Annotated in this window: 16 protein-coding genes and 2 tRNA genes; 11 read left to right on the top strand and 7 right to left on the bottom strand. The window is 74.3% G+C overall.

Annotated elements, in window-relative coordinates:
* The first annotated feature begins 67 nt into the window (after window positions 1-67).
* The 5 genes from GA0070622_RS07500 to GA0070622_RS07520 all read left to right on the top strand — a co-directional run bounded on the left by GA0070622_RS07500 (window position 68) and on the right by GA0070622_RS07520 (window position 2,180).
* The gene (locus GA0070622_RS07500) at window positions 68-577 is read left to right on the top strand and encodes a SigE family RNA polymerase sigma factor (protein WP_091570811.1); all 510 of its coding nucleotides are present in this window, start codon (window positions 68-70) and stop codon (window positions 575-577) included.
* The gene (locus GA0070622_RS07505) at window positions 567-1,502 is read left to right on the top strand and encodes a hypothetical protein (protein ID WP_091570815.1); all 936 of its coding nucleotides are present in this window, start codon (window positions 567-569) and stop codon (window positions 1,500-1,502) included. The genes GA0070622_RS07500 and GA0070622_RS07505 overlap by 11 nt, the downstream gene beginning before the upstream one ends.
* A 50-nt stretch (window positions 1,503-1,552) precedes the next feature.
* A tRNA-Met gene (locus GA0070622_RS07510) sits at window positions 1,553-1,626 on the top strand.
* A gap of 125 nt (window positions 1,627-1,751) precedes the next feature.
* A tRNA-Met gene (locus GA0070622_RS07515) sits at window positions 1,752-1,825 on the top strand.
* A gap of 106 nt (window positions 1,826-1,931) precedes the next feature.
* Window positions 1,932-2,180 carry a hypothetical protein gene (locus tag GA0070622_RS07520; protein WP_091570819.1) on the top strand — a complete coding sequence of 83 codons (249 nt, stop codon included), beginning with the start codon at window positions 1,932-1,934 and terminating at the stop codon, window positions 2,178-2,180.
* 48 nt (window positions 2,181-2,228) lie between these two features.
* On the opposite strand, the gene GA0070622_RS07525 is transcribed toward GA0070622_RS07520, so the two are convergent.
* A complete protein-coding gene (locus GA0070622_RS07525) occupies window positions 2,229-3,548 on the bottom strand; it encodes an ABC transporter substrate-binding protein (RefSeq protein ID WP_091570823.1) in 1,320 nt (439 codons plus the stop codon).
* A gap of 122 nt (window positions 3,549-3,670) precedes the next feature.
* On the opposite strand from GA0070622_RS07525, the gene GA0070622_RS07530 reads away from it, so the two are divergent.
* Together GA0070622_RS07530 and GA0070622_RS07535 are read left to right on the top strand one after the other, a co-directional pair.
* Entirely contained in the window at window positions 3,671-4,504 is an 834-nt protein-coding gene (locus GA0070622_RS07530) for a phosphoribosylaminoimidazolesuccinocarboxamide synthase (RefSeq protein ID WP_091570827.1), read from the top strand.
* A gap of 1 nt (window position 4,505) precedes the next feature.
* Entirely contained in the window at window positions 4,506-5,243 is a 738-nt protein-coding gene (locus GA0070622_RS07535; RefSeq protein ID WP_091570831.1) for a VOC family protein, read from the top strand.
* 111 nt (window positions 5,244-5,354) lie between these two features.
* On the opposite strand, the gene glpK is transcribed toward GA0070622_RS07535, so the two are convergent.
* Window positions 5,355-6,839: a glycerol kinase GlpK gene (gene glpK / locus GA0070622_RS07540; protein WP_218060568.1), complete on the bottom strand. Its 1,485-nt coding sequence runs from the start codon at window positions 6,837-6,839 to the stop codon at window positions 5,355-5,357.
* 65 nt (window positions 6,840-6,904) lie between these two features.
* Between glpK and GA0070622_RS07545 the strand changes: the two genes are divergently transcribed.
* A complete protein-coding gene (locus GA0070622_RS07545; RefSeq protein ID WP_091570839.1) occupies window positions 6,905-7,843 on the top strand; it encodes a ribose-phosphate diphosphokinase in 939 nt (312 codons plus the stop codon).
* Window positions 7,844-7,863: 20 nt separating this feature from the next.
* Here GA0070622_RS07545 and GA0070622_RS07550 read toward each other — a convergent pair whose 3' ends face one another.
* Entirely contained in the window at window positions 7,864-8,331 is a 468-nt protein-coding gene (locus tag GA0070622_RS07550) for an ATP-binding protein (RefSeq protein ID WP_091570843.1), read from the bottom strand.
* Between the two features lie 115 nt (window positions 8,332-8,446).
* On the opposite strand from GA0070622_RS07550, the gene macS reads away from it, so the two are divergent.
* Together macS and GA0070622_RS07560 are read left to right on the top strand one after the other, a co-directional pair.
* On the top strand, window positions 8,447-9,568 hold the full coding sequence (macS, locus tag GA0070622_RS07555; RefSeq protein ID WP_091570847.1) for a MacS family sensor histidine kinase: 1,122 nt from the start codon (window positions 8,447-8,449) through the stop codon (window positions 9,566-9,568).
* Window positions 9,569-9,579: 11 nt separating this feature from the next.
* Window positions 9,580-10,212 carry a response regulator gene (locus GA0070622_RS07560; RefSeq protein WP_172968067.1) on the top strand — a complete coding sequence of 211 codons (633 nt, stop codon included), beginning with the start codon at window positions 9,580-9,582 and terminating at the stop codon, window positions 10,210-10,212.
* A gap of 4 nt (window positions 10,213-10,216) precedes the next feature.
* Here the strand turns inward: GA0070622_RS07560 and GA0070622_RS07565 are convergent, their stop codons facing one another.
* From GA0070622_RS07565 to GA0070622_RS07575, 3 genes are all read right to left on the bottom strand, one after another.
* Entirely contained in the window at window positions 10,217-10,789 is a 573-nt protein-coding gene (locus GA0070622_RS07565) for a DUF5709 domain-containing protein (RefSeq protein WP_091570855.1), read from the bottom strand.
* 81 nt (window positions 10,790-10,870) lie between these two features.
* On the bottom strand, window positions 10,871-11,554 hold the full coding sequence (locus GA0070622_RS07570) for an ATP-binding protein (protein WP_245666143.1): 684 nt from the start codon (window positions 11,552-11,554) through the stop codon (window positions 10,871-10,873).
* Window positions 11,555-11,610: 56 nt separating this feature from the next.
* Window positions 11,611-12,612: an SDR family oxidoreductase gene (locus tag GA0070622_RS07575; protein WP_091570862.1), complete on the bottom strand. Its 1,002-nt coding sequence runs from the start codon at window positions 12,610-12,612 to the stop codon at window positions 11,611-11,613.
* Window positions 12,613-12,804: 192 nt separating this feature from the next.
* Between GA0070622_RS07575 and GA0070622_RS07580 the strand changes: the two genes are divergently transcribed.
* Entirely contained in the window at window positions 12,805-14,058 is a 1,254-nt protein-coding gene (locus GA0070622_RS07580) for a glycosyltransferase (RefSeq protein ID WP_091570865.1), read from the top strand.
* Here the strand turns inward: GA0070622_RS07580 and GA0070622_RS07585 are convergent.
* Window positions 13,956-14,912 carry a hypothetical protein gene (locus tag GA0070622_RS07585; protein WP_176558958.1) on the bottom strand — a complete coding sequence of 319 codons (957 nt, stop codon included), beginning with the start codon at window positions 14,910-14,912 and terminating at the stop codon, window positions 13,956-13,958. The two genes, GA0070622_RS07580 and GA0070622_RS07585, sit on opposite strands and share 103 nt — an antisense overlap.
* Window positions 14,913-14,929 lie beyond the last annotated feature (17 nt).

Here is a 14,929-nt window from a genome sequence, read left to right on the forward strand (position 1 = left end):
GCCGCAACCCGGCACCCCGCTCCACCGTCAACAGAGCAGGTGGACGTGAGGGGAGGCGGGAGGGCAGATGCGTGACGCGAACAGCTTCGACGACTTCTACCGCAGCACGTCGGGGCGGGCGCTCCGGTACGGCCACGCGGTGGCCGACGACCCCGCCGAGGCCCAGGACCTGGTGCAGGAGGCGTACGCCCGGGCCTGGCGGCAGTGGGCGAAGCTCGCCGGCCATCCCGCGCCGGAGGCGTGGCTGCGGCTGGTGATCAGCCGGCTCGCGACCGACCGGTTCCGGCGGCTGCGCGGTTGGCGACTGGCGGTCAGCCGCACCGGCCCGCCCGACGACGTCGGACCACCGGGCGAGGACACCGTCCTGCTGGTGGCGGCGCTGCGGCGGCTGCCCGCCCGGCACCGGCAGGCGCTCGCCCTGCACTACCTGTTCGACCTGCCGGTGGAGGAGATCGCCCGGGAGGCGGGCGTCCCCGCCGGCACCGTGAAGTCCTGGCTGTCCCGCGGACGGGCCCGGCTGGCCGAGTTGCTGCCCGATGTCGCCGCCGAGGAGCTGGAGGTCAACGATGTCGCGTGAACTGCACCGCTACTACCACGCCCTGGCCGACGACACCGACGAGCGGGTGCTGCCGTCGCCGGACCGGCTGCGTCACGGCGCGGACCGTCGGGCCCGGCACCGGGCCGCGCTCGCGTCGCTGGCGGTCGCCGGTCTGGTCGCCGCCACGGTGGCCGGCAGCCAACTGGTACTCGCCGCCGGGCCGGAACCGGTCGCGCCGCCGCCCGCGGGTACGCCGGCGCCCACCCCGCCGCCCACCACCGCCGGGTTGGCCGAGAAGCCCTCGCCCGCCCCGTCCACACCCTCCGGCACCCGTACCCCGGGGGGCCGGAGCCCGGCCGCGCCGTCGAGTGCCGGACGTCCGACGGCGGGGGCTCCGACCGCGATCCCGGACCGGGCGTTCTTCGCCCTGCCCGCCGCCAATGACGCCGGTACGGGCAACCAGTTCGGCCCGGGAGCGGTGCTGCCGGTGCTCTGCGGATCGCGCCCCGGCACCGAGTCGATCGTCGCGTCGCGGGCCCGGACGCTGCCGTACCGGCGGGCCGGCGCGCCGGCCGACGCGGTGCCCTCCGGCAGCTACCGGCACAGCATCACGATCTACCGGGCCGGGCGCGCCGGCGAGGCGCTGGCCGAGCTGCGGGTGGCCGTCCGGGCCTGCCCCGCGCAGCCGGTCCCCGAGGCACCGTCGACGATCGTGCGTCAGCGCCTGCTGCCCGACTCCGGGTACGGCGACGAGTCGGTGCTGTTCGAGACGCGCAGGCCCTACCTGGACGCCAACGGCGAGCCGAGCGGCGGTGACGAGGTGCACCTGGTGCGCGCGGTGCGATCCGGTGACGTGGTGACGGTGCTGTGGGAGCAGGGCTGGGAGAGCACCTCGACCGAGCGCGCCCAGTTCGACGCGGACAGCCGGCGGGCGGTCGACGCGCTCCGGCGGTGGCTGGACTGAGCACCCGTTTTGCGCCTCCCCGGGTCGGTGCGCTACGGTTGTCGAGCCGACGCGGGGTGGAGCAGCTCGGTAGCTCGCTGGGCTCATAACCCAGAGGTCGCAGGTTCAAATCCTGTCCCCGCTACTCGTGACGAAGGGCCCCGGAATCCGTTCCGGGGCCCTTCGCCGTTCCCCCCGTCGGGCCTCTTCGGCGGGATCGGGGACCCGGCTGATCTCCACGATTCCAGTGCGATAAGCTGTACGAGCCGACGCGGGGTGGAGCAGCTCGGTAGCTCGCTGGGCTCATAACCCAGAGGTCGCAGGTTCAAATCCTGTCCCCGCTACTCGTGACGAAGGGCCCCGGAGTTCGCTCCGGGGCCCTTCGCCGTTTCCGGATTCCTCCGCCGCGTCCGGCGTGCCCCGGTTGCGCACCTCGGCAAGGATGGGGGCATGGCTGGATGGAACAGATGGTGGGGCCGCCTGGGCGCGGTCCTCGGAACGGTCGCGCTCTCGGTCTTCGTACCGGTCGCGGCCTGGGCGTCGACCGGCACCGGTGAACTCGTGGTGGAGGCCGCACGACGGCGGTCCCGGGGCGGCTTCGGCTTCCTCGGCCTGCTCTGCTGCCTCGTGGTGGTCGGCGGGATCGTGCTGCTGGTGGTGCTGTTGACGCGGAACCGGCGGAACCGCCCGCCGCGCTGACGACCACCCGGGGCTCCGCCCGCCGCGCCCACGCGTGGCGGGCGGCGGTCACTCGGCCAGGGCGGCGTTCGCCCGGGCCATGAACCGGGAGGTCGCGGATCGGGCGCCGGCCCGCTTGCCCCGGATGCTCTCGGCCGCCTCGATGAGCAACGTCCGCACCTTGGCGTGCCCCTTCGGCGGCGGCGCGGGCGCCGGGCCGGCCAGCTCGTCCAGCTCCACGCCCAGGCTCGTCACCCGCTTCTCGGCCCGGTCGGTCACGCCCGCGGCCACGTACGTGCGGACCTGGGTGCTGGGGTTCACTCCCCGCTCCACGCCGAGGATCCGGCCGGCCGCCACGTTGCTGGTGAGGAAGTTGAGCACGTCCACCACCACACCCGGGTGCCGGGTGCCGCGGAAACCGGCCCAGTACATCGACGCCCGGGGCCACTGCGCGGCCGGCGTGCCGGGGAAGGCGACCGCGCCCAGCTCGTCCTCGGTGAGGCGTTGCAACTCCGGCAGCTGGTGGGACCAGGCGAAGGAGGCCGCGGTGTGGCCGGTGACCACGAGCTGGCGGTTCAGTTCGCCGGTGTCCGCCTGCTCCACGAGCGCGGCGCTCGGGGTGACCCGGTCGAAGCGGGCGACCTCCCAGAACTCGAACCAGGAGAGCAGCTCCGCCGAGCTGAAGCCGAGCTGCCGCCCCTGGTACAGCTCGCTGCCCTGGCCGCGCAGCCAGAGCCAGAGCGCCCGGTAGTCGCCGGAGGCGTCCATGGAGCCGGCCACCCGGTTACCGGACGACCGGGTGACCCGGGCGGCCCAGCGGGCGTACTCCTTCCAGGACATGCCGGTGCGCGGCTCGGGCTGGTCCAGCGAGCGCAGCAGGTCGCGGTTGTAGACCAGCGCCGCGTTGGTCTGGGCGGCGGGCACCGCCACGGTCCGCTCGTCCACCCGGCCGTAGCGGGCCAACTGCTCCGGCAGGTCGCGCAGGTCGAGCCGGCCGTCGTCGGCGTACGCGGTGAGGTCGAGCAGGATGTCGCGGCGGGTGTACTCGGTGAGCAGCGTGTCGTCGATCTGGAACAGGTCCGGCACGTTGCCGCCGGTGCCCTGGGTGGCGAGCCGGTCGTAGTAGCCGGCCAGCCCCTGCCAGGTGATCCGGAAGCTGACCCGGGGGTTCTGCTGGGTGTAGAGGCGCAGCGCCTGCTCGGTGGCCTGGGCCCGGCGGCTGCCGCCCCACCAGAACACCGACAGCTCGATCGGGCCGTCCTCGGCGGCCGCCTCCTCCTCCGGGGCGCAGCCGGCCAGTCCGGCGGCGAGCAGCGGCAGCCCGGTGAGCGCGCCGAGGAACCGTCGCCGGTCGAGGCCGGGACGGGGGACGGACCGTTCAGCGCGCACGGTTCTCTCCGAAACTGGGGTGGACGGATCATTCCACCGGCCCCGGGCCGGGGTGTCAACGCCGGGCGGGACGGCCGGTGGGCGCGCCGGGCGGGCGGTCGCGCCCATGGTGTACTAGCGCCGTGGAACTTCTGCACTCGGGCAAGGTCCGGGACGTCTACGCCGACGGCGCGGACCTGATCCTGGTCGCCTCCGACCGCATCTCCATCTACGACGTGGCGCTGCCGACCCCGGTGCCGGACAAGGGCAGACTGCTCACCGCGCTCTCGCTGTGGTGGTTCGAGCAGTTGTCGGACCTGGTGCCGAACCACGTCATCTCCGCCACCGACGTGCCGGCGGAGTTCGCCGGCCGGGCGATCCGGTGCCGCCGGCTGGAGATGGTGCCGGTCGAGTGCGTGGCCCGGGGCTTCCTGACCGGCGGTGGCTTCGCCGAGTACCAGCGCACCGGCTCGGTCTCCGGCGTGGCGCTGCCCCGAGGGCTGGTGGAGGCGTCGATCCTGCCCGAGCCGATCTTCACCCCGTCGACCAAGGCGCCCAAGGGTGAGCACGACGAGCCGATCACCTACGACCAGGTGGTCGACAAGGTGGGGCCGGAGACCGCCGAGCGGCTGCGGCAGATCACCCTGGACGTCTACCGGCGGGGTGCCGAGATCGCCGCGGACCGGGGCATCCTGATCGCCGACACCAAGCTGGAGCTGGGCTGGGCGCCGGACGGCACGCTGATGCTCGCCGACGAGCTGCTCACCTCCGACTCGTCCCGGTTCTGGCCGGCCGAGTCCTACCAGCCGGGCCGGGCGCAGTTCTCCTTCGACAAGCAGTACGTGCGGGACTGGGCCACCGGCAGCGGCTGGGACAAGCAGCCGCCGGCGCCGGAGGTGCCGGCGGAGGTCGTCGAGGCGACCCGGGCCCGCTACGTCGAGGTGTACGAGAAGCTCACCGGAAACCGTTGGGACTGACATGACGACGCGGCTTGTCCAGATCAACTTCAAGGCCCGCGACGAGGTCGCGCTGGGCGCGTTCTGGGCGAGGGTCCTTGGCTGGAAGACCTCCAGCGAGGCGCCCGGGGTGATCAACCTCGAACCGCCGGGCGTCCCGTATCCCGATCCCTCCGCCCTCTTCATCGACCTCGTGGTCTCCGCGGAACCCAAGACGGCGAAGAACCGGGTGCACGTCGACCTCGCCACCACCTCGCCGGAGCACCAGGCGGAGCTGGTCGCGCGGCTGACGGGCCTCGGCGCGACAGCCGTCGACATCGGCCAGGGTGACGTCCCGTGGACGGTCATGGCCGACCCGGAGGGCAACGAGTTCTGCGTGCTGGAGCCGCGCGAGGTCTACCGGGACACCGGGCCGATCGCCGCGGTGGTGGTCGACTGCGCGGACCCGCGGGAGATGGCGCGGTTCTGGGGCGAGGCGACGGACTGGACCCGGCACGAGGTCACCGACCGGTACGCGTCACTGCGTTCCGCCGCCGGCGTCGGCCCCTACCTGGAGTTCGTCCGCAGCACCGACGCGAAGCCCGGGTGGAACCGCGTCCACCTCGACGTCCGCCCCTATGCCGGGGACGACCTGGCGGCCGAGGTGGCCCGGTTGCGCACGCTCGGCGCCACCGCCATCGACCTGGGCGACCCCGAGATGCACTGGCGGGTCATGGCCGACCCCGAGGGCAACGAGTTCTGCGTCCTCACCCCGAGCTGAGCCCTGCCCCCGCCCCGCCGCTCACGATCTTGCACTTTCGGCCCGTGATCCGTCCGGAACGCCCCGGATGTCGGGGCAGCAAGTGCAAGATCGCGAAGGTCGGGGGAGGGGTCAGTCTTCCCAGTTCAGGGTGCATTGGACGGCCTTGTGCCACTGGTGCAGCTCGCGGTCGCGGTGCGTCGGGTCCATGGCCGGCTCCCACTGGGCGTCGGAGCGCCACTTGTCCCGCAGCGTGGGCAGGTCGGGCCAGAAGCCGACCGCCAGGCCGGCGGCGTACGCGGCGCCGAGGCAGGTCGTCTCGGTGATCCGGGACCGCACCACCGGCACGTCGAGCACGTCGGCGAGGAACTGCATGAGCAGCGCGTTGCCGGTCATCCCGCCGTCCACCCGCAGCCGGCGCAGCGCCACGTCGGAGTCGGCGTTCATCGCGTCGACCACCTCGCGGGTCTGGAAGGCGGACGCCTCCAGCACCGCGCGGGCCAGGTGCCCCTTGGTGATGTAGCCGGTCAGGCCGGCGATCACGCCCCGGGCGTCGCTGCGCCAGTGCGGGGCGAACAGGCCGGAGAACGCCGGCACCACGTAGCAGCCGCCGTTGTCGTCGACGGTGCGGGCCAGCTCCTCGACCTGTGGGGCGGTGGAGATCAGGCCGAGGTTGTCGCGCAGCCACTGCACCAGCGAGCCGGTGACCGCGATCGCGCCCTCCAGCGCGTACACGGCCGGCTGACCCTCGATCCGGTAGGCCACGGTGGTGAGCAGGCCGTGCCGCGACGGCACCGGGCTGGCGCCGGTGTTGAGCAGCAGGAAACTGCCGGTGCCGTAGGTGCACTTGGCCTCGCCGGGCTGGAAGCAGGTCTGTCCGAACAGCGCGGCCTGCTGGTCGCCGAGCGCGCTGGCCACCGGCACCCCGGCGAGGACTCCGTCGGCGGTGCCGTAGACCTCGGCCGAGCAGCGGATCTCGGGCAGCATCGCGGCCGGGATGCGGAGCGCGTCGAGCAGCTCCGGGGCCCAGTCGAGGGTCTCCAGGTCCATCAGCAGGGTGCGGCTGGCGTTGGTGACGTCGGTGACGTGCCGCCCGGTCAGCTTCCAGATGATCCAGCTGTCCATCGTGCCGAACAGCACCTCGCCCCGCTCGGCCCGCTCGCGCAGCCCGTCGACGTGGTCCAGCAGCCACCGCAGCTTCGGGCCGGCGAAGTAGGTCGCCAGGGTCAGCCCGGTGCGGGCGCGCAGTCGCTCCTCGTCGTACGCCTCGGCCAGCTCGCGCAGCAGCGGGCCGGTGCGGGTGTCCTGCCAGACGATCGCGTTGGCCACCGGCCGACCGGTGGCCCGGTCCCAGACCACTGTGGTCTCGCGCTGGTTGGTGATGCCCACCGCGGCCAGCTGCTCCGGACCGATGTCGGCGCTCGCCAGCGCCTCGCGCACCACGTGCTCGACGCATGCCCAGATCTCGTCCGCGTCGTGCTCGACCCAGCCGGGCCGCGGGAAGATCTGCCGGTGTTCGCGTTGGGCCACCGCGACGATCTCGCCGTCGGCGTCGAAGACGATGCACCGCGAGGAGGTGGTGCCCTGGTCGATGGCGGCGACGAACTCTCCGGTCACCGCAGCACCGTACCCGCCGGGAGCGTCCACCGTCTCCCCTCGATCGACCCGTACGATCACCAGACGTGCGTGACATTGCCGTGTTCAGCGGGACCGCCCACCCGGACCTCGCCGCCGAGATCTGTGCCCACCTCGACGTTCCGCTGCACCCGGTGCGGGTGTCCCGGTTCGCCAACGACTGCCTCGAGGTGCAGTTGCAGGCCAACTGCCGGGAGCGCGACGTCTTCCTCATCCAGCCACTGGTGCCGCCGGTGCAGGAGCACCTGGTCGAGCTGCTGCTCATGATCGACGCCGCCCGGGGCGCGTCGGCCGGCCGGATCACCGTGGTGCTGCCGCACTACGCGTACGCCCGGTCGGACAAGAAGGACGCCCCGCGCATCTCCATCGGCGGGCGGCTCGTGGCCGACCTGCTCACCTCGGCCGGGGCGCACCGGGTGCTGGCCATGACGCTGCACTCGCCCCAGGTGCACGGTTTCTTCAGCGTCCCGGTGGACCACCTGCACGCGCTGCGCGAGCTGGCCGCCCACTTCAAGGGGTACGACCTGAGCAACGCGGTGGTCGTCTCGCCCGACCTCGGCAACGCCAAGGAGGCCGCCGCGTTCGCCCGGATGCTGGGCACCCCGGTCGCGGCCGGCGCCAAGCAGCGCTTCAGCGACGACCGGGTGCAGATCAGCACGATCATCGGTGACGTGGCGGACCGGGACGTGATCGTGCTCGACGACGAGATCGCCAAGGGCAGCACGGTGATCGAGTTGATCTCGCACCTGCGCGAGCGGCAGGTCCGGTCGATCCGGCTGGCCTGCACGCACGGTCTGTTCTCCAGCGGGGCGCTGGAGCGGCTGAGCGCCCAGGACGGTGTGCTGGAGATCGTCTGCACCAACACGGTGCCGATCCCCGTGGAGAAGCGGGTGCCGAAGCTGGAGGTGCTCTCCGTGGCGCCGGCCCTGGCCGAGGCGATGCGTCGGATCCACAACGGCGAGTCGGTGAGCGCCCTCTTCGGCTGAGCGGGCGGCCCGGTGGCCGGTCAGCCGTCCAGCGGATGGTCGGCGGGCCGCCGGGCGCCCAGGGCCGCGGTGATCCGGACGACGGTGCCGGCGTCGCCGGTCTCCACCTCCATCGAGTCACTCAGCTCCCGGGCCAGCCAGAGCCCCCAACCGCCGGCGGTGTCCGGCGCCGGCCGGTCGCGGTCGCGCAAGCGTCGCTCGCTGATCCCCTGGCCGTGGTCGGCCACCTCGCAGACCAGGTCGCCGCCCCGGCGCCAGAGCCGCAGCCGGCCCTGCCCGCCGCCGTGCCGAACCGCGTTGGTGATCAGCTCGTTGACCGCCAGCACGAAGTCGTCGAGTCGCTGGCCGGCCAGCCCCGTCGCGTGCGCGCAGGAGGTGACCGAGTGCCGAAGCTCGGTCACCTGGGCCTGGTCGAAGGCCTCGGCGATGAGGAGGGAAGGTTCGATGGGCACAACCGTACGCTGTGCGGGGGATTCTCCGTCCGTCATGACCCCGTCCCAGCGCTGCTTCTCGACGACTTTCGCGGCATTTCCACCGTACGTCAGGGTTTATCGGCCCGCACCAGGCGGCCCGCCGGTGACGGGCTGTGGCATGGTGACGCCCATGCCGTCGTCCTCCGGCCTGGAAGGCCCGTTCTGGCGGTCCATCGCGGTGTTCCGCTTCGCCTCGCTGGCGTACGTCGGCCTGCTCGTGCTGCGCGACGCCACCCGGTACGCGCACCCGGTCGCCGCGGGCGCCGTCCTGCTGGCGATGCTGGCCTGGACCGGTGTCACGGCGGCCGGCTACGGACGCCCGGGCGGACGGCGCTGGCCGCTGCTCCTGGCCGACCTCGGCGTGGTGCTCGCGATCATCCTGGCCACGCCCTGGGTGGTGGGCCGCGCGGCGCTCGCCGCCGGCGTGCCCACGCTGACCGTCGCCTGGCTGGCCGGGCCGGTGCTGGCCTGGGCGGTCTCCGGCGGTCGGCGGCGCGGCGCGGTGGCCGCGCTGGTGCTCGGCGGCGCCGACCTGGCCACTCGGGACCGGATCAGCCCGTCCGCGCTGACCGGCGCGATCCTGATGCTGCTGGCCGGCGTCGTGGTCGGGCACGTGGCCCGGCTGGCCGTCGAGGCGGAGGCCCGGTTGCAGCGGGCGGTGGAGCTGGAGGCGGCGACCCGCGAGCGGGAACGGCTGGCCCGGGACATTCACGACTCGGTGCTCCAGGTGCTCGCGCTGGTCCGGCGGCGCGGCGCGGACCTGGACGGCGAGGCGGCGGAGCTGGCCCGGCTGGCCGGTGAGCAGGAGGCCGCGTTGCGGGCGCTGATCGGCCGGGCGGGCGTCGCGCCGGACCGGGACACCGACGAGCGGGACCTGCGGGACCTGCTCGACCGGTACGCCTCGGCCACGGTCCAGGTGGCCGCCCCGGCGACCCCGGTGCCGCTGCCGGCGCGGACGGCCGGGGAACTGGCCGCGGCGGTCGGCGCGGCGCTGGACAACGTGGCCCGGCACGCCGGCGGGCGGGCCTGGGTGCTGATCGAGGACGAGGAGGAGACGGTGACCGTCTCGGTACGCGACGAGGGGCCGGGCATTCCGGAGGGGCGGCTGGCGGAGGCCGCCACGCAGGGGCGCCTCGGGGTGGCCCAGTCCATCCGGGGCCGGGTGGTCGATCTGGGCGGTGAGGTGCGGATCGTCTCCACGCCGGGCGCCGGGACCGAGTTCGAGCTGATCGTGCCGAGGAGCCGGCGGTGAGCATCCGGGTGATGGTGGTCGACGACCACCCGATGTGGCGGGAAGGGGTGGCCCGCGACCTCACCGAGGCCGGCCACCAGGTGGTGGCGACCAGCGGTGAGGGACGGCAGGCGGTCCGGGTGGCCGCGGCGGCCCGGCCCGACCTGGTCGTGCTCGACCTGCAACTGCCGGACGTCTCCGGTGTGGAGGTGATCCACGGGCTGCGCGCCGCCCTGCCCGACGTGCGGGTGCTCATGCTGTCGGCCAGCGGCGAGCCGCAGAGCGTGCTGGACGCGGTCAAGGCCGGGGCCACCGGCTACCTGGTGAAGTCGGCCGCCCCGGCCGAGTTCCTCGACGCGGTGCGCCGCACAGCGGCCGGCGAGCCGGTGTTCACGCCCGGCCTGGCCGGGCTGGTGCTGGGGGAGTACCGGCGGCTCGCGGCCGCGCCGCCGACCCCGCACGACGACGCACCCCGGCTCACCGAACGGGAGACCGAGGTGCTGCGTCTGGTCGCCAAGGGGCTGTCCTACAAGCAGATCGCCGAGCGGCTCGGGGTGTCCCACCGGACGGTGCAGAACCACGTGCAGAACACCCTGGGCAAGCTCCAGCTGCACAACCGGGTCGAGCTGACCCGGTACGCCATCGAGCGGGGCCTGGACGGCTGAGAGCTCAGCGCGCCTCGGGCGGCCGGGTCTCGTGGATCGCCAGCTCCTCCGCGGTGGCGCCGCCGCCGGCCGCGCCGGCGTCGTAGGCGACGTTGTCGGTCTCCTGGTCGGTGCGCGCGCCCTCGTCCGGCTCGACCAGCCGGCCCACCTGGTGGTCGGCGACGGTGCCGAGCTGGCCGTGGTCGTAGATCGAGACCGGGGAGTTCGGGTCGGAGACCGGCCCCGGGTCGATCACGTCCGCGTCGAGCTGGGCCTGCGCCGCGGCCTCCTCGCTGTCCGCCTCGGCGGCGATGTCCGGGTCGACCGGGCCGGCGAGCGGGTCGTCGGCGGGCCGCTCGTACTGCTCGCGGTCGAGCTTGTAGTCCAGCGACTCGCCGTCGAGCTGCTCCTCCGCCGTGGTGCCGAACCGGTCCACCGCGACCGGCGTGCGGTCACCCGGGATCTGGGCCGGCTCGGGACCGTCCGCCTCGCGCCCGGTCAGGACGTCGTCGTTGGCGGTCGAGTCGTCGTCGGCGGTGTCGGGCAGGCCCTCCGCCTCGGGGTCGGACACGGGGGTGGGGTACTCGTCGTCGCGCATGGGGGTGAACTACCCACTGCGTTGACCGCATTAACCGCGACCGAGCGGGTGGATCGGGAGCAAGAGGGCGAAAACCCCGCCTCAGTTGCGGAAGGCCGCCTCGTCCTCGGCGTGGAGCACGCACCACACCACCTTGCCGTCGGGCAGCGGGGTGCTGCCCCAGCGCCGGGCCACCACGTCGATGAGCAGCAGCCCCCGGCCGCCCACCGAGTCGACCGGGGCCGGCCCCGCGTACGTCGGACGCCCGGGGGCGTGGTCCCGTACCGCCACGTGCAGGGCGCCGCCCCGGGGCGCCAGCCGGAGGGTCATCGGCGTCGCCGCGTGCGCCACCACGTTGTTGACCATCTCGGTGACCGCGATGCAGGCCGGCTCGGCCAGCTCCGGCAGTCCCCAGCGGGCACAGCCGTCGGTGACCAGCGCGCGGGCCTCGCGCGCGGCCTCCACCACCGGGAGCAGCTCGACGTCGAGCAGCTCGGGCGGCGCGTCCGCCGGTCGGGGGACCGGCCGGTCGCCGGAAACGAACAGCAGGTCGGTGGCGGGCCAGTCGGCGACCGCGCGGCCGACCTCGTCGAGCGCCTCGCGCGCCTGCGGGTCGGGGATCCGGACCCCGGACAGGTCGACCACCATCGGCCCCGGCCGGGCCCAGAGCCGGCCGAGCAGCGCGCCCCGCACGGCGTCGACCCCGGCCCGGTCGAGCACACCGGTCAGCCGGACCGTCGCGGAGGATTCGGCGGTCTCGACCAGGCAACGTGCGTCCGTCGGCATGATCGTCCCATTGTGCACGTCGGCCTCCCCCCGCGCATCGGTCCGGTCGACGGGACTCATGAGCGACCGGCCCGGGACCGTCGGCCGATCGCCGCGACGGTGCCGACCGCCGTGCCGGCCGCCGCCAGCCCGAACGCCGCGGTCAGCCGCAGGAGTTGGCCGCGCCGACCCGACCAGCCGTCGGTCCGCTCGGCCGCCGCGTCGGGGGTGAACACGTTGCCGGTGGCGTCCAGGCGTACGCCGGGACCGAACTGGGTGCGCGCGGTGTACCAGCCGAGCACCCGCTCGGCCACCGCCGGGGCGAGCCGCCACTGGAGCCCGATCAGCCGGGCCGCGCCCCCCGCGTACGCCTCCCGGCGGGGACGGCGCAGCAGCCGGACGATCGTCTCCGCCACCATCTCCGGCGGGTAGACCGGCGGCGGCGGGGTCAGCTCCCGGCCGGTGTGGTTCGCCGCGTGCCGGAAGAACGGCGTGTCGATGGTGGCCGGCAGCACGGTGCAGATCGAGATGGCGCCCCGGCCGGTCACCCGCAGCTCCTGCCGGACCGTGTCGGCCAGTCCCCGGATGGCGTGCTTGGCGGCGTTGTACGCCGACTGGTACGGCATGGCCACCTCGGCCAGCACGGACGCGTTGTTGACCAGCACGCCGCCCCCGGCCGCCCCGAGCCAGGGCAGCGCGGCCCGCATCCCGTGCACGGTGCCGAGCAGGTTCACCTCGACCACCCGGCGGAACTCGGCCACCGGGATCTCGTCGAACAGCCCTACCGTGCCGACGGCCGCGTTGTTGACCCAGGCGTCGATCCGGCCGAACTCGGCCGCCGCGCGCGCCGCCAGCCGCTCCACCGCATCCGGATCGGTCACGTCCGTGGGCACCACCAGCGCGCGCCCGCCCAGCTCCCGGCAGTGCGCGGCAACCCGCTCCAACGCCGCCTCGGTCCGGGCGGCCAGCACCACGGCGGCGCCACGACGGGCCAGCGCGTAGGCGGTGGCCGCGCCTATCCCGCTGGAGGCGCCGGTGATGACGACGGTGGCGTCGGCGAGGGTGCGGGTGAGCGGCATCCTTCGCCGGTACCCCCGCGCCGGCCGGTCATGCCGCCCGGGTCGGCCTGATCGGGACCGGTCGGCACGGTGTCCCGCCCGCGCGACGCTCCGTCGCCACCGGCGATCTGCCAGGTTTGGGCGCACCGGACCCGGGTTAATGGGACGCTCTGACCGGGAGACCCCGCTCGCGAGAACGCATGGAGGTGCACCATGCGCGTCGGCCTTGTATGCGCGCACGCCGGCTCGTCCACCGACGGTCCCACCGTCGGGACCCAGGAGCACATTGCGCGTGTGGCGGCGGAACTCGCCGCCCGGGGCCACGAGGTCCGGGTGTACGAACGCCGCGACGCGGCGGCCCAGCCCGCGCTCACCGAGCTGGACGGCTACCGCCTGGAACGGGTGCCGGTCGGCCCGGCCGACCCGCTGCCCACCGCCGAACTGGTGCCGTACGTGTCCGAGTTCGGCCGCTGGCTGGCGCAGGAGTGGGCCGGTGAGTGGGCCCCCGAGGTCGTGCACGGTCACTACTGGGTGGGCGGTCTCGCCGCCGCCCACGCGGTCCGGGCCACCGACATCCCGGTGGTGCAGACCTTCCACTCGCTCGGCGTCGAGCAGCTGCGTCACCTCGGCCGGAGCTACGGCGGGCCGGGCGAGCGCATCCCGCTGGAGCGGGCACTGACCCGGGCCGTGGACGTGGCGGTCGCCCAGTGCAACGACGAGGTCGACGAGCTGACCCGGATGGGCCTCCAGCGCACCTCGGTGGCGATGGTGCCGACCGGCGTGGACCTCGGCCAGTTCCACCCGGACGGCGAGGCCGCCCCCCGGGACCAGCGCGCCCGGATCCTCTCCGTGGGCGGGCTCTCCGCCGGCCACGGCCAGGACGACCTGATCCGGGCGATGCGACTGGTCGGCGACGCCGAGCTGGTGATCGCCGGCGGACCGCCGGCCGAACGGCTGGCCGGCCACGCCGAGGCGCGCCGGCTGCGCGAGCTGGCCGAGCGGGCCGGGGTGGCCGAACAGGTGAAGCTGGTCGGCGCGGTCCCGCACGACCAGATGGCCACCTGGTACCGCTCCGCCGACGTGGTGGCCTGCACGCCGCACTACTCGTCCGCCGGCCGCGTCTCGCTGGAGGCGATGGCCTGCGGGGTGCCGGTGGTCGGCTACGCCATGGGCGGCATCGCCGACGCCGTGGTGGACGAGGTGACCGGCAAGCTGGTGCCCCCGGGCGACGTCCGCACCCTCGGGGTGACGCTGCGCCGGATGCTCACCGACAACGCCGGGCGGTTCGCGTACGGCCACGCCGCGGTGGACCGGGTGCGGTGCAGCTACACCTGGGAACGGACGGCGGCGGCGCTGGAGCGTCTCTACGAGCGGGTGATCGGGCGCCGTCGCCCGGCCACCCCGGTGGAGCCGACCCCGCCGGTCGAGGTGGTCGTCGAGGCCCGGGGACCGGTCGAGGCGGCCTGAGCGGGCACCACTCCGGCGCCGATCATCGCCGGCCCCCGGTCGCGGGCGGTCGCGTGGTGGTGCTGCGGCTCGGCGTACCGGGTCAGGCCCACCACGGCCGCCAGCGTGACCAGGAAGCCGAGCCCGGCCAGCCACTCCCGCCCCGGCCAGATCTTGTCGTTGAGCAGCAGCAGGCCGACGATCGCCGCGGGCACCGCGCCGGCGGCGTCCATCGCGGCCACCGCGGCCGTGGTCGAGCCGCGCTGCATCGCCAGGCCGAGCAGCAGCTGGCCGACCACCGAGTGGGCGATGAGCAGGTAGAGCAGGGGGTCGCGGACGAACGCCTCCGCCGAGTCGGCCGAGGCGAGCGGCCGGGCCGCCACCGCGGCGGCGGAGAACGCCATCCCGGCCAGCGAGCCGAGCACCACCGACCCGGGCGCGCCGTGCAGCCGGGCGGCGAAGAAGCCGGACACGGCGATCGCGCCGAGCGCCACCACCAGACTGATCAACCCGGCGGTGCCCAGCTGCCGCGACGGCGCCGGCTCGGCGGAGAGCACCAGCGCGGTGATCCCACCGAAGAGCAGCACCAGCAGGGCCACCTCGGCGGCCGGCAGACGCCACTTCAGCACCAGCACACCGAGCACGGCGGTCACCCCGAGCCCGGCCGCCACACTCGCCTGGACCAGGAACAGCGGGAGGTCGCGGCGGGCCAGGAAGGCCAGCACGAAGCCGACGACCTGGCAGGTCAGCCCGATCAGGTACGTCCGGTGGCCGGCCAGCCGCAGCAGCAGCCCCGGGTCGAACGTGTGGTGCACGGTGGTCCGTGCCGCGGCGACCGACTGGAGGAGGTTGGCGAAGCCGTACGCGACGATCATCGCCGCGAGGAAGCACC

The organism is Micromonospora sediminicola (assembly GCF_900089585.1).
GTDB classification, from domain to species: Bacteria; Actinomycetota; Actinomycetes; order Mycobacteriales; family Micromonosporaceae; genus Micromonospora; species Micromonospora sediminicola.